Origin of the sequence: Hydrogenophaga sp., from assembly GCF_025699295.1 — a bacterium.
Classification (GTDB): domain Bacteria; phylum Pseudomonadota; class Gammaproteobacteria; order Burkholderiales; family Burkholderiaceae_C; genus Hydrogenophaga.
The window spans coordinates 25,212-39,649 of the sequence record NZ_JAILWB010000012.1 but is presented as its reverse complement, the minus strand read 5'-3'; the positions used below and the strand labels follow the sequence as shown (position 1 = coordinate 39,649).

Genomic DNA, 14,438 nt, shown 5'->3' with positions numbered 1-14,438 from the left:
AACCTAGCTCCTGTAAACTCTAACAACCTTGTCCCGCCATTTGCCATACTCGGGAGCCACGCTCCCATGCAGGCGGTATCGGTCCATAATAGGTAATACACTATTTACGACGGCACCAGTGCCAGCAATCAAGAGTGAGCAGCCATCCTGGCCACGCAGCAAAATGCCAGCATCCATCTCAGCCCTCAGGGCATTGAGAACGGCCATGCTTTCACTGTCGCCATAGAACTCCACGTACGGAGCCTGCTCCTCTGTAAAGCCAAAGTCAACCTTCTGGACGGTCTTCATGAACGTCTGCGTAATGGCCAACGTATTGTCGTCGGTGAGTTGGAGGGGACGATACTCCACGTCATAGTCTCGGATCTCGTCTCGCTGTGCTCGCATGACATCATTGAAGGCATTACGAATGTCGGTCTTGAAGATCCTGCCTTCTCTGGTATCCTCCAGATCTGGAAAGGTGTCTTCGAACTTCTCTAGCGTTCGAATCATCAAGTGCTTGACCCTGCGGTCAAGACTCTTGCTTAGTTGTTCTCGTGAGGGGTTTGTTTTCATCTTCTAATAGGAATGACCTTGGTTGGCATACTGAGCATACTACGGGTTCTCTTGCCACGAAGATCTTGTTCTTCAACAACACCTCGCTTCAAAACCTGCTCTTGCTCACTGTCCAACAACTTGCGTACGTTCGCCGTGTTGCGTCCATACACCTGACGTGCCCGAGCTTCCTTTTCTTCTTGTGTAAACTCGTGCCACGTACCATAGAGACAATGCTGTTGATGGGGGAGACGTTCCCCCAGGCCCTTGCCTGCGTTCTTAGCTTTCATGCCACATAGGCATTGTTCCACATACTCGCCATCGAGCATATGTCCTCGCTCTTGGTGATGATCAGCAGCCGTGCTGCGACCCACCTTGTCCTTGCGTTCTAAGTCACGAGTCGCCAACCAATCATCGAAACGATCATCGTCATCGACAATATCGGCTTCCGGCGGTTCCGTGCTTTCAAACGCGGAATCGTACACACGACTCCAGTAAATGAGCATCTTGTGATTGATGCTAAAGTCACCAACAGCACAACCAAAGATACTCGGCAGATTCTCTCGTGCCAATCCCCAAGTCAATCGCCACTCTGTCGAACGAGCAATCTCTCTAATCTCTGCCGTCTCGAATGCCCCCTCGCTCATCATTTCATAGATGAGGTAGAAGATAAACATGAGGTAGTTCTCTTTGAGAGAGAGGTGAACTGCATCATTCGGGATAAGAGGAGTGCCATCTGGCCTAAGGGCTACTCGACGCAGCAACATGAAGGATGCAACTTCGTGTGCTAGATATTCGGCAGTCTGCTGTTTCAATCCGTTACGCTTGGCCTGCGTATGCTCCAGCTTTGCCTGTGCGTCATCAATCTGTAGCCTAATGATGTTCTGTCGCGACTTGAACTTCGCTCTGGCTTTGAATTCGCCCTCTAGGTAGGCGATATGATCGACGGCACGTTCCTCAACGTCATCATCATCCTCTGTCCAATAGCCCGACTCGCGGGCTCGCTCCATAATCTCACCCTCGGTAGGTACACCTTCGGCACGGGCCTTGTGTTCTTCGAGATCACGAATGAACAAGTATTGGTTACGATCCTCTAGGGTCAAATTCCTAAGGACAACGTAATCTAGACCCTCAGGGACTTCCATGTCTTGAGGAAGTGTGATGAGTCTCCTATCCCACAGTAATCTGTTGATACGTTCTTGTACTGACATAACGAGCAGAGGGCACCTATACGGGTGCCCTCTTTGTACGATTACCTAATTGTACCTTGCACCCAGGGGGAGAGAAAGATGGGACGGGCCGACCCCCCGGCGACCCGTCCCCGAAGACCGGGGTTAGATACCCAGGTCAGAACGCAGGAAGCTCGGAGCACCCACGTTGAAGCGGCTTAGACCAGTTTCGAACACCAGGATACGGTGGTTCGGCTGGAAGAAGTCGTGCGACACGTTGAAGACGTTGAACGAACTGTAGTTGTAGGTCACGGTCATGTTATCACCACCGGCCTCACCACCACCAAGCTCAACACTCGTCAGACGGTTTGAGTCACCCAGGTCAACCTGGAGACCATCACAAGTACGCAGGATGATCGTGTTGGATTCGGACGTGTTATCCGGACCACAATCGATCTCCGAGGTAGCGTCAACCAAGTCGCCCTGAGCCGTGATAACCTCAATAGAAGCCGTAGCCTCTAGCGGGAAGTCAGGCACCTTGACGAACGGACGCTTCGAGCCAAGTTCGAAGATGTCTTCACGGGCAATCGAGAACGACACGGTGATCGTCTGGATGTGCTCGGCAACGAAGTCGGTGTTGGCGTCAGCAACAAGCTGGTCAGTTCCAAGGGCCGTTCCCGGACCTTGAGCACCAAAACCACCGTTGACGAACGCACCATCAATACCAGACGAAACTGGCGTGATGATACCCGGGACATCGTTGGGAAGAACAGAACGACGAATGTCAACCTCTTCACGACGCTGGATACCAGAACCGACGATCAGAACGCCGAAGCGATCCGTACCGGCTGCAAGTTCCTGAGCACCGCCCTCTTCAAGAGCGGACGTGTTACCGTCGTGACCGAAGACACCAGAGGGCGTACCCTCAGGAGCGGCGGGGTTGCCACCATCAGCTTCGGTAGGCCAATCAACAATCGGCTCAGCACCAAGACCACCGTTGTTACCAGCCGTCTGGCCAGAAACAGCAACCATCGCACCCCACACCTTATCGTTACCGACAAGCGTGACATCCTCACTAACGAAACCATCAATCGGGAAGGTGTACGACATGTTGGAGACGTACATACCCGATGCGGTCACGATAGACTGCGGACGACCCGTTGCCCGGAACTGCGAGTCCGGGTAGATCTGAAGGGCAATGTCAACACGGTATTGGTTGGTACGAGCAACGATATCATTCGCCTGACTCGGGTCCGTCACCATAAAGAAGAGAGGCTTCGTACCATCGATAGCTTTCGATAGCGTAACCTCAATATCCGGCTGACGTTCCGAGTATTCGTAAAGCTCGACCTGACCAAGCTGGAAGACTTGTTCTAGGTTGAAGGTTGTACTGATCCCGATACTCTGGAGACCACGGGGAACTTCCCAGAGACCTCCAACTTCATCGGTACCAGATGCTAGAGGCCCCGTGATATACTCTCTTGAGTTACGCGGAGCTACGGCCCCAGTCGGGGGAGCAGCGTTATCCTTGATGGCGACCTGCTCAATCGCCCAGAATACACGATTGTTATTGACCATGTGACTTTTCCTCCCTACGGATTAGGGCACCAGTTCTTTGCAAAGTTAGGTTATACAGCACGTCGCGACAATGTGCTGCCAATGAGATAATACACTAAGATCATAGGCCCGGATCTTGGATAGTAGGTAGCGTTGAGATCGGCCCGAAAATGTGACCGAGGGGTGTCACTGGGGCATTGAGGTAAACCCGTACTTTATAGGTTACCAATGCTCTCTCATACTCTTCCACGCTAGGCAAGTTCGTAGCGTCCACTTCTTCAATGTAAGACATAAATTGAATCGGAGTGCCCGATCCAACTGTAGTGATCAACTCCCTATTTCGCAGCATGTCTTGGTAGGCAACATACTCAGGTGATAGGGTGTTGTAAATGCCCGAGAGCGGCAAGGGCACTCGGTTGAAATCGACCATCGGCACTGACTTACGCCACTGGCCCGTCAGAATGTCCACGATGTTGTCCCTAGTCATGTCATCTAGGGTCCAGATGTGGAACTTGACTTCATCTTCGATAATGGCACTACGGTTGCCAAGCTCGAAACCACCAACGAAATCACGAGTATCGACCTCGATGAAAACAGCCGGGAATGGCTGGAGCTTACCTGATGGGTAAACCAACTGCATGGATGTCAGCGGATTCGTCAGGTATTGCATCTCAATGACGCTGCCGTTGAACTGCTGGTTGAAGTCGTGTTCAAAGCCTACACGCACATCACGAGCAGAGAACTCTCCGTGTACTTCCAGGTCTAGCGATTGCGGTGTATTGAAAACAACTCGGCCATTGAGGTAGTCAATGGTATGACCGAAAGTAGGATCATCAGTGGCACGAAAAGCACCTTCGATGTAAAGACCAGAAGCAACAATGGGAGCAGTTTGAACGTTCGTGCCGTCCAGCGGCACGCCCGACTCATACACCCACTGGCGGTAGGGAGACTGCCATACTTGACCGTCGCTCACGCCAAAGAGAGTGTCGTCTGCCGATGTATCAGGTAGCATCAGACTGAGGGAACTGCCATCGTAGAACTGAGCACCAGAAGGAATGGTTACGAAAGCACTCTCGCGGAGCATGTGCATGTCCACGAACAGCTTGTAATTCAGCTTGAGTTGTGATCGTAGTTTGTATTCTAGTCCCATGATTAGCCTACCGTGATGTCAGGTGTGGGCGGTTCCGTCTCCTGAATTTCCTTCAGGAAGCAGATCACGTAGCGGCGTGTCGTAAAACCAATGGGTCTGGTTTCTTCAAGAGAGTAGCGACGACCCTCAATACTGACGCTCAAGGTTTGCTGCAAGTGCGGCAGAGCCTCAATCACAAGGGTCGCTCTAGCTTCATTGTCCAAGAGATCACCAATACCCTGCGTATCCTCTTCAGCCTTCAGCGGACCAACAACGATATGTGCGTCGTACTGCACGTCCCGATGGGTGATCTTCACGCCGGGGTTACGTGTATTGGTATTAGGAACTGGAGTACGCCCAAAAAAGGGATTGTACTGTTGAGGAGCGGGCTGGCTCTGGGTGACGGTATCCTGCTCGATCTCAGGATTGAGATGGAGGATGACCGAACGCCCCATGTCCAAGAATGTCTCATCAATGACCGAGTGGTAGACAGACTCTAGGAACGGCATGTTGATGATACCGCTCGATGCAGTTAGGTCTTGGTTGTTAGGTAGTAGTACCATTATCTAGTCTGCTGGCCGATGTCCACCCGAATCTTGATGTAGCCCGGCGTCACTACTTCAATGCGGTCTGCGGGATTGTTCTCCCACTTAGTCTGTTTGTCGCATGGATCCACAAACTGTCGGCTAAACCCCAGTCCACGCCATGTTACTGTGTGAGGGTCGGGCTTCAAAACACCAATGAACTTACCAATCTTCGGTCCACCCTGGGCGGCAGAGTTCGTGAACGTACCGCTGGGGCCAGCGTAGGCGGCATCGCCCGGCGTCACTGTACCAACAAGGTGAAGCCAGTCTGTGATGAAATCTCCCTGCGTTGCAATACCAACGACACCACACGGAACGTCCGTGGTGGCGGCGGGGTGTGCGTATGTACGATGATACTGGCGAGCAAGATTCATCCACTCGATGTCATTGAGTTGAATGCCCATTGGGAAGAGGCCACTAGGATTGGCTGCATACTCCGCAACGTACATGCCCGAAGACAGCACGATACTTAGACACCCACCACGCTCCTGAGTCCAGGGCGTGATGAAATCGATGTTGACCTGTTCGGTCTGTCTAAGCGGCTGGAGAGACATTCCTGAGTGCTCCTTTGATTGCGTCGATTAGTCCTTTGCGAGTCCACTCGTCATCGATGCTGATGCCAGTGACCTGTGCCAATGTCTTGAGAGTCTTTTCTGGCAAGAAACGAATCTCGTTATATGTAAACGCTACCTCTGGGCAATGACGACCGAATTTGGAACGCAGATAGCCTTCCCGATAGGTAGCGTTTTGCAGTCCGTCTTTACAGGTCTTGTAAAGCTCGAATGGAATGTCAACGGGGTTGCGGCCCGTTTCTTTTCCGTGGATTCTGAATCTGTCTAGATGCAATACGCCACGGGGGTTTTTGGCATACACTAACATCAGTAGATCATCTTCCCGTAGTTGCCAGTCTGACGGTTCAAGAAAGCACGAATCATTCTTTCGAGTTCTTCGCGGCGGTTCTTGATGTCGAACTTGTGGAGATCGGCTCTCACATTCAGACGACTAGGAGAAATAGACACCATGACTCCATCGGCATTCTTGACGGAGAGACCGTCTTGTGTGGCACCCGCAACAAGCGATGCATACGGACCAGAAGCCGAGGTGGCCGCAAGTCTCTTGAGGGCACTCACTTCACTCTCTAGAATGATGAGTTCAATCTGCATGACAACAAGATCACAGATCTCGTCGTTGTTCGGTGAAATTGTACCGTCTGTAAGGTCAAACGTAATAGGCGAAACCTTGATACGAGGCCCACCAAAGTTCCCAGGAATGCCCTTAGGTCTATTGGTGGGTGACAACCCTAGACGGTGGTTTAGTCGGCGGACGGCTTTCTTTAGGTTTCGTCCCATAAAGTCGTCATCAAATACCTGTCCCTCAGGATCGCCAATGTCTAGACGTACCGCCTCATAGATGTCGCTGGTCTTGTCAGAAGGATCTACAAAACCAATGGCGATATTCACGTCTTGCACACAGAAGGGTTCCGTCGCCGTGGCGAGGCTATTCCCTACCGTAATGATCGTCCAATCAACCCGCCATGTCCCAAGTTGGAATCCTGCGGGGATCGTGCCGGAACCTACGTATCGTCCCAGCGAGGGGTTAAGGGCTACTCCACTGACAGCAGACACATTGGCCGCGTCAAATAGCTCGAAACCTACGTATTGTCCACTGACAGCAGCACCGTTGGCTGACAAGAAAATGTCAAGAGCCGAGGCTGCCTGCCCGATGGTTAGAACTTTTGTTTCTCCAGCCATGATGCCCCCATCTGCGTTATTGGTCCATTAGAGAATACACTAAGCAAAGAGGGCGGTAGGTCTGCACCTACCGCCCCCTTAGTTTCTAGCTCCCAGCTAGACCGGCTTAGAATTCACCAAGCAGGACACGACGAGGATCAAGAACGGCGAAGCCGTGCTCCATCCAACCGAAGATACCGGCACGCTGCTCACGGTAGAGAGCGGGGTCTTCGTAGGTCTGGAGTTCTTCACGGATCGGCTGCACGAAACTGTCCATAGTGGACAGGTCGAGACCGACGCAGAACTCACGTAGAGTCACCGAGTTGACGACTTGGTGAGCACGGGCAAGAGTAGTTTCGAGGAATTCCTCGTACTCCTGACCTTCACCCATCTCAGTCATCTCGTGCAGGACAACACCGTAAATCTGGGCAAGCCCGTATTCACGGCTGACGAAGATCTCACGACGAGTGAACTCGTCAATCTCGTCAACATCCCAAGCACGGATGTCTTCCATCGCCTCAAGACTCAGGTAAACATCGGTCAAACGACCGGAGTTACCGTTGCCACCAGCACCACGAGTCATCGCAGTCTTCATACGGCTAATCAGTTCTTTGGTGAACTGACCGGCAGCCGCAGTCGGAGCAAGCGTAGAGCCGGTGAACGGAGCAGCACCGTTCGCAGTCACGACCAGACCACGACCATCAGCGGCACCAAGGATGGTACGCCAACCGTCAGAGTTGATCTTGCGAACAAAGCCAGCTTCGTAAACACGGATCGCACGCATGATCACGTCGAAACGTGCTTCCTTGGCGTACTTCAGCGACCAGTCGATTGCGTTGCCGATCTGGAAGGTCGGGACCCACAGCTCGTCGCCTTCGACGTGACGCTCAGGAACTCGGCCTTGCTTCGGCAGAGTGAAGGCGATGAATTCATCTTCTTCACCCGGCTTCACGAAGTCGAGCGGGTAGTTGGCCTGGGCACCAGGAGCAAGCACTTGCTTCTCATAGATGCCACCCAGGTTATCACGATCAAACACGCCTTGACGCAGCGGCATGTTCAGTTCAGCAGCAAAAGCCTTCTGAGCACGGGCACGAACGTCGCCGTCCGGGTTGGCCGTTGCTCTCAGGGCGTCAATTGCTTCTTGCGGGTAACGTTGGTAATTCATGTCAATGTCTCCTTACAGTTCCAGACGGATCTTGAGGAAGCCATCAGCAGTAATAGCCGCAAGGCACTTACCAACTTCCGGACGTAGGGCAGCGATTTGCTGACGTGACACTTCGCCATTGTCAGCAAGGAACAGAGTATCGCCGGGTGCGTAAGTACCCACAGACGCTCCATCAGCCGTCGCCGTCTCAACGAAGTCCGTTAGGAATTCGCCTTCGGTAGCAATACCAACCACGCTGCCTTGCGGCACGACGTTACGCTGGCGGTACTCAGGATGGTTGTAGTAGTTCAAGTCTTCTACATCATCCAGGAGCAAACCAGCAGGGTTGGAAAGCTGACCCGAAACTGCGGTAGCATCAGCATACTCGCAGAGACCAGCAACACCGGGAACGTAAGATAGGATACCGCCACGCTCGGAGACACCACTCACGGTGCAGTCAATGTTCGTGTGGAACGTTTGACGAGATTCTCTTAGACTCATGTCTAGACTCCTTTAGTTAACGGGATCGAAACCCGGCTTTTCAGCCGAAGCTTCATCATCTTCACTTTCATCAGCGTCAGTAACCACGTTCGCTAGAACACGGAAAGGACTAACGCTGACACCATCATCACCCGCTTGAGATCCGGCAAGTGAAACGCCGCTTACTTCTTGAGCATCCTCAAGAATTTGAGCAGGGTCGTCCCCGGCAGAGCCAGCAATCTTGTGACGCGGTGTACGTAGACCCTCAGGACCGACACCACTCTTGACGCCTTCGCCGCCAGGGTGGTTGATCAGGTGAGGTTCAATCGGCGGGGTGTCAGGCGATGCCATGCCACTGTCCGCACGCTTCTGAGCTAGAAGGGCTGCAAACGGATTACCCGCCTTAGCGTCCTTCTTCTCTTCTTTGCCTTCCTTGCCCTTCTTCATGAACGGCGGAAGCTTTTTCTCTTTCTTGTCGTCGGCAGCCTGAGTCATTTCGATGACCATAAGCTCCTTCTCGTCACGCCATGCTTGATAAGCATCCTCATCAAGAGCAGACGCAGAGGCGACCATCACTTCGACAGTCTCTTCCGAGAAGCTCTCGCCCAAGAGCGAGCGGACTTCTTGTTCACGAACGACTGCTTCGGCTTCGGCAAGCTGGGTTTCCAGTTCGTCAGCACGAGCGGCACGCTCCTGAAGGCCAGCCATCGACTTCTGAAGCCAAGCGAGCTTGGCCGTAAAAGCTGCGGCACCATCACTGGCACTATCGATAGCTGCGATTTCAGCGGGAGTGTCGTCGGTCGCACCAGCGGCAGTCTGCTCCTGAACCAGTTGGTTGACGGCTTCGCCGTATTCGTCCATCTGAGTCTGGAGAGCTTGAACTTCGGCGTCCTTCGCTTCCTTCGCTTCGGTCAATTCGGCAACCTTCGCCTCAAGCTCATCGCTCTTGGCTTCGGCTGCTGTAGCACGGGCTTCCATAGTGGCCTTGGCCTGTGCTTCGGCAGCAGCTTTTTCCCTCTTATCGAGAGCGGAATCGACTGCCGCAGTTACTTCCTCGGGGCCTACGCCCTGAGAACTTGCTTGAGTGTTCATAAGAGTTACCTCCTCAGTAACGATTTCCCCTTGGGAATCCAACACCATTTTTAGTAGTTTTTCAACTTGCAATTCGGTATCTTGTTCCGCAAACGAGTTCATGGGCTCTGCGGCCTCAATCACGGAACGCTTGTTTGCGGGACGATCTACAAAACCACACCCACCGAAGGTGATGGATCTAAGAACGCGACCGATCCGCACATCCTGATTTGACTCAGGATCACGATATACGCCAGTTCCCCCACTAGCACGCAGATGCTTATCTAGGAAACTGGTGTCCTGGGTTCTACTGACCGTCTTTTGAAGGCCAGTATCTTTGTCGAAGAAGCCGTAGCTGTAGTCATCAAACCATGCTTCCATCGAAACGTAAAGCGAGCCGCCGTTAGCTCGTGCTTCAATTTCGGCGGCTCTGTCTTCATGAATCAGACGGAAGATAGCAGCTTCTACGTAAAGATCAAAGTCGCAGTCCGGGGCAGTCTCATCCGTAATGTCTAGGATGTCCCCATCAACGCTGCGAGCTTGTACGGTATACATGACGCCGACGATATCCGTGTCCTTGTGCTGCCAATTGAATGGCTTGAGGACAGGAGTTTGGCGAGCGGCCCAAGCCTCTTCTCGCGTAAAAACGTCGTCGTTATCATTTACGCCAACACCATCGCCAGCGGACACTAGGCACGAACGAACGTACAATAGGTCCATCTGCGGCTGGAGTTCAAAACCATAGCTGTCCTGTAGAGACGACGCTACGGCACGGAACTCTTCCGTGTTAGGCTTTAGCAGTTCGGCTTTCGCCGTTAGTGTGGTACGATATTTCATGCCCATCCGAGGAATAAACTAAACGGCCAAACCCTTAGCCGAAATTCTCAGGACAATGGGTGTGATCACCATTAGGGTGATTTTCGCCATCATGGACGTGAGAGCCATCTAGGCTAATGCCATAGAGCGGTTTCTCCGTCTTGTGATGGTGTGAGCCGAAGCGGTTTTGCGGGCCATGACTGTGGCCTCCACCTACGGTACCCCCAGTCACATGCGAGTGAAGTCCTAGGGGATTGGACTCACTGTGGATGTGCTTACCGTAATAAACCGCCTCTTCCTCCGGGGTCAGCGGAGGATGATCCCACACGGGCACGCCCTTGGGCTTTACCTGCGAGCCATAGGGATCAGCAATGTCGGTGCCAGGAGTGGAGCGAACCCCACCTTCTCCGAGGTCGTCGGGCATTTCCCCGTAATCGGCACCGGCTTTCTGGAGAGCTTCACAAAAACCGCCAGCTTGCAGTCCTTTGTTTCGATCCATGTTTCTCTTGCGAGGATCAAGACAAGACTCAATGTAGTCTTCACGGCTATTCATTAGCTAACTCCCTCAGTGTATTCGTTGACATCGGTGTTCTTGTGAACGCCGCCGTCAGTCTCAGTAGTTTCTGCTACGACGGTACGTGCAGCAGCCACCGGACTCGTTAGGGCACGGTCAGTCAGGCGTTGCGAATGAGCACCATTCACACGCACCTGTAGTACGTTGATGTTGTTGCTGTAACCAGCATTTAGTCCTGAAGCCATGTTGTCCCCCTAGTAAGGCTTTGCCTTCTTCTTTTTCTTCTTCTTGTCGCCATCAGTCGGCTTACGAGGACCCTTGAAAGGGTTTTGCTGGGCCAGCAGCAGGAATGCCTCGCGGCTGAATGTGCGATTCGAATTAGCCATTCTTCTTGTTCATGCGGGCAAGAAGTTCTTGGCGACGATCTTCGGCCTGAGTCGAGGCGGTTGCACCACGCGACAGTAGTTCGCGGAGGATGTCCTCTTGGACGTAGGTGCTAAGCGAATCGAATTCCTCAGACTTGAGGCCACTCTTCAAAAGACGAGAAGCAATCTTCTTGGCAGACTGGAGATGTTCGATCTGCTTGTCTACCATTTCCATCAGACGACCAGCAACGGCTTTGCGGTTGTCTTCGTCTTCTAGTGCTTCTTCCACCTGGGCACTCGTCAGTGTCGGGCGAGCAACCTGAGGGACCTCATCCTTCTTGCGATCAGCGTCGGGATCCTTGACGGCGGTCTTGGAAGTCGCCGCAGGAGTTTCGCCGTCCGAAAGAGCTACCGCCATTTCCGCAGACACCCGCACATTGAGTTGAATGTCCGGGTGCAGAGTCATGATGCCAGCGTATACTTCCTGACGAAGCTCATTCAGGTCGCCACTATACCAAGCCGGTACTTCCGTTAGCTGCATAACGCGGGCCATACTCGATTGAGCCTGGGTATGCGTAATGACAGGGAAGTGTTCCTTCTTGTCTAGTAGACGGTCAGACGGATAACCAGCAATGCTGCCGGTCTTCAAACTGTCCGCTACGCTCAGCGTCTCGGACGGTACTTCAACCTTGCGGGGCTGGCCATCAGGGGCACCACCGACTTGATCGGGGGTAAAGCCTGTGTCCAAAGCCTTCGCCATGTTGCTGAATGCCTTTTCGTAATTCATGTCTGCTGGCCTTTAAGCTTAAAGTGCTCCGGTCGTATCCGACCTTATGCATAACGAGAGATCCCTCAGTACCATAATACTCTAAAACTCTGAGTTTAGTACGTCTGGTTTTTCAGCAACGTGTTTTAGGATGGCCTGTTGTGTCCAAGCCGAGACCATGAACTGACGCCGCATCTCGCGTGTGGGGGCCTTACCATATGTCTTACTGTAGTCAGCCACCTTGTCTGTGTAAAGTGTAAAGACTTCAGCCTTTGTTGTCTCCGCAGCATCCGAACGCAGCATGTTGACAATGAAGTCATCATTCATCTTGGCCTCTTCGGGCTCTGGCGTCGGCATGTGGCTGAAGACGTTGTAGATCAACCACTCCAGGCGTTCACGCTCTTGAGCACGCAAGTTCTTGACGTGCTTCAAATTCGGATTCTCCCGAGCCTTGGCTGTCATGATCTTGTCGCTGATGAACTCTTCTAGTTGATCAAGCATGGCACGTCCACGACGCTGCAACGACTCTTGCATTTCGAGAAGCTCAGCAACGTTCTGCCCCTTCGGACCACGCGGGTTAGACTGCTTGCCGGTCGGACCAGTGCCAGTGTTGGTAGGTCTACCACCGGGGCCACCAGCGGGCTTCTTGCCAGCGGGCTTATTCGCTGCGGGACCACCCGGCGGCTTTGCCCCCGGAGGGCCAGCGGCACCCGGGGCGGGCTTGGGATCTTTGACGAACGGCCCCTTCGGCTCGAAGATGTCCTTCTCCTTGTACTTCTTCTTCTCCTCCTTCATCTTGGAGGCTTCGATTTCGGCGGTAGTACCGCCTTCTTCTAGAAGTGTATCCGCCGACAGAATGCCACGATCATAGAGCCCCGTCAGGAAGGCTTGGTGTGCTTTCTCATCTTTCAGGCTCGTGCGACCGAAACGAACAGTAGGTAGCTTCTTGAACCCCATCGCGTCACCGACGATCTTGAGTTCATTCATCAGCCACGCATGTACTTTGTTACGGTACGATTCCAACCGCTCAAGCACGGTAGCAACCGCGATGAATGAGTTGGAGAAATTGCCGCCCTTACCTCCGATAAGAACTTCGGGGATACCCAGGGCAGTCAAGATATCTTTGTCAGCAGAGTCGTGCTTACCAGTATCGAAGATACCTTTGACATCAGCTTGGATAGCCTCAGCCGTGATGGCTTCGTTCCAGAGGATGTTGAGTGCCTGACCCGGCATTTGCAGCATGTCCGCGAGACGTTCGAAGTGTTCGTCCTCGGCAGGCATACCCTTTTCAATGTCACCTAGCTTGAAAAGGAAGATAGAGTTGATTACGGACTGGCACGCCTTCATTTCCATGTTGCGTAGGCAGTCCTTGAAGTTGAGGGCACGGAGAGCAGGGTAGCAGAAGGGGACGGCCCAGTCAAACCAGTCCCACTTACCCGGTGCTTGGAGTACGGTCAGCTCCTCGCGGCTGAGCTTGACCTCGGCGGCATATCCAGACCCCGGCCCTTGATAGCGTTGGATTCGACTGAGGAACTCCTTGGGGAGATTCATCTCTGTCGTACCAAGCTCTTGATTGTACGTGCTGTGCAGACCCATACCCTTAGCAACATCGAGCGTGTCACGCTTGTCGATGGCCATGATCCAGTAGTGGTCGCCCCGCAGCTTACGGCCACGCAGTTCCATCTGGAGCGGGTTCAGGAATGTGTAACCCCACGGAATCTGCTTCTTGGGGTTCTTCGGCATCTGCTCGTCTTGGGGAGACTCAGGTGCAGCTTTGGCCTTGCCGTTCTTGGAGTCGTCCGCAAGATGGATTTCCTTCTGCTCCAAAAACCAGTCGATGAATCCTTCTTCACGACCAGCAATAGTGGTGTCCGTAGACTTACCACGAATCAACAGCATGTCGTTGATGTTCTCAGATGCCTGTGCCGACTTCATGGCACGCTTTTCTTTGTCAGACAGGGTGGCCCAACGACGATGCACAAAGACGTTGCCAGACACAAACAGGTTGAGGAACATGCTGTGAATGCGATCACGCAGATCAACCTTGGTGGCCCATGTCTTGTAGAAGTTGCGGACGCTCTCGTCCGGGTGATCGATCTCGATGCCTTCGGTAGCGAAGTCAGAGTACAGATCAATGATGTTACGCACAACGCCATACCCAAGGTACGACATCATGCAGGACGCAATCAGTTGATGGTTGAAGACGGAGTTAGACGAAAAACGGCGAAGGTAGGTGAAGCCACCTTGACCACCGCCGCCATGAGCACCCGAGAACATACGGCCATAGCCGTTAATCAATCCTGTGCCGAAGTAGTTTCCGCCGCCCTGCCCCTGCCAAGTCTGACCAGTGCCAAAACTTCCCGAGAAGGCGTCATTGCCTTCGCCTAGAAAGTTTCCACCATCGCCAACACGACGCTCAATGCTGTCGCCCATGTTGCCGTAGAAATAGCCTTTACTACGATCCGGGCCGTTGGCACGCGAGGTAGCGGCCAACATGGCGTCACCGCCAGCCGTCATCGAAATAGCCTTCTCACGGACCTTGGAAGCGGCATTTGTTCGTGTTTTCGTCATCAGCGTTCCCT

At 53.1% G+C, this 14,438-nt stretch carries 14 protein-coding genes; all 14 read right to left on the bottom strand.

What is annotated here, in order from left to right; translation table 11 throughout:
- Positions 1-3: 3 nt before the first annotated feature.
- On the bottom strand, positions 4-552 hold the full coding sequence (locus tag K5880_RS14050) for a hypothetical protein (protein WP_297653376.1): 549 nt from the start codon (positions 550-552) through the stop codon (positions 4-6).
- A complete protein-coding gene (locus K5880_RS14045; RefSeq protein WP_297653373.1) occupies positions 549-1,676 on the bottom strand; it encodes a hypothetical protein in 1,128 nt (375 codons plus the stop codon). The genes K5880_RS14050 and K5880_RS14045 overlap by 4 nt, the downstream gene beginning before the upstream one ends.
- A gap of 189 nt (positions 1,677-1,865) precedes the next feature.
- Positions 1,866-3,278, bottom strand: a complete 1,413-nt coding sequence (locus K5880_RS14040; RefSeq protein WP_297653371.1) for a hypothetical protein — start codon at positions 3,276-3,278, stop codon at positions 1,866-1,868.
- A 100-nt stretch (positions 3,279-3,378) separates the two neighbouring features.
- Positions 3,379-4,407 (bottom strand): hypothetical protein, encoded by a 1,029-nt coding sequence (locus K5880_RS14035; protein WP_297653367.1) that lies wholly within the window; start codon positions 4,405-4,407, stop codon positions 3,379-3,381.
- 2 nt (positions 4,408-4,409) lie between these two features.
- Entirely contained in the window at positions 4,410-4,895 is a 486-nt protein-coding gene (locus tag K5880_RS14030; protein WP_297653364.1) for a hypothetical protein, read from the bottom strand.
- Between the two features lie 53 nt (positions 4,896-4,948).
- Entirely contained in the window at positions 4,949-5,524 is a 576-nt protein-coding gene (locus K5880_RS14025) for a hypothetical protein (RefSeq protein WP_297653362.1), read from the bottom strand.
- Positions 5,505-5,849 carry a hypothetical protein gene (locus K5880_RS14020; RefSeq protein ID WP_297653360.1) on the bottom strand — a complete coding sequence of 115 codons (345 nt, stop codon included), beginning with the start codon at positions 5,847-5,849 and terminating at the stop codon, positions 5,505-5,507. The genes K5880_RS14025 and K5880_RS14020 overlap by 20 nt, the downstream gene beginning before the upstream one ends.
- Positions 5,849-6,721 (bottom strand): hypothetical protein, encoded by an 873-nt coding sequence (locus K5880_RS14015; protein ID WP_297653357.1) that lies wholly within the window; start codon positions 6,719-6,721, stop codon positions 5,849-5,851. The genes K5880_RS14020 and K5880_RS14015 overlap by 1 nt, the downstream gene beginning before the upstream one ends.
- 106 nt (positions 6,722-6,827) lie before the next feature.
- Positions 6,828-7,865 (bottom strand): hypothetical protein, encoded by a 1,038-nt coding sequence (locus tag K5880_RS14010; protein WP_297653354.1) that lies wholly within the window; start codon positions 7,863-7,865, stop codon positions 6,828-6,830.
- A 12-nt stretch (positions 7,866-7,877) separates the two neighbouring features.
- The gene (locus tag K5880_RS14005; RefSeq protein WP_297653351.1) at positions 7,878-8,345 is read right to left on the bottom strand and encodes a hypothetical protein; all 468 of its coding nucleotides are present in this window, start codon (positions 8,343-8,345) and stop codon (positions 7,878-7,880) included.
- Between the two features lie 12 nt (positions 8,346-8,357).
- Entirely contained in the window at positions 8,358-10,232 is a 1,875-nt protein-coding gene (locus tag K5880_RS14000) for a hypothetical protein (protein WP_297653348.1), read from the bottom strand.
- A gap of 34 nt (positions 10,233-10,266) precedes the next feature.
- On the bottom strand, positions 10,267-10,764 hold the full coding sequence (locus tag K5880_RS13995) for a hypothetical protein (protein ID WP_297653345.1): 498 nt from the start codon (positions 10,762-10,764) through the stop codon (positions 10,267-10,269).
- A gap of 339 nt (positions 10,765-11,103) precedes the next feature.
- Entirely contained in the window at positions 11,104-11,877 is a 774-nt protein-coding gene (locus tag K5880_RS13990) for a hypothetical protein (protein WP_297653342.1), read from the bottom strand.
- Positions 11,878-11,958: 81 nt separating this feature from the next.
- The gene (locus tag K5880_RS13985) at positions 11,959-14,427 is read right to left on the bottom strand and encodes a hypothetical protein (RefSeq protein ID WP_297653339.1); all 2,469 of its coding nucleotides are present in this window, start codon (positions 14,425-14,427) and stop codon (positions 11,959-11,961) included.
- Between the last annotated feature and the right edge of the window lie 11 nt (positions 14,428-14,438).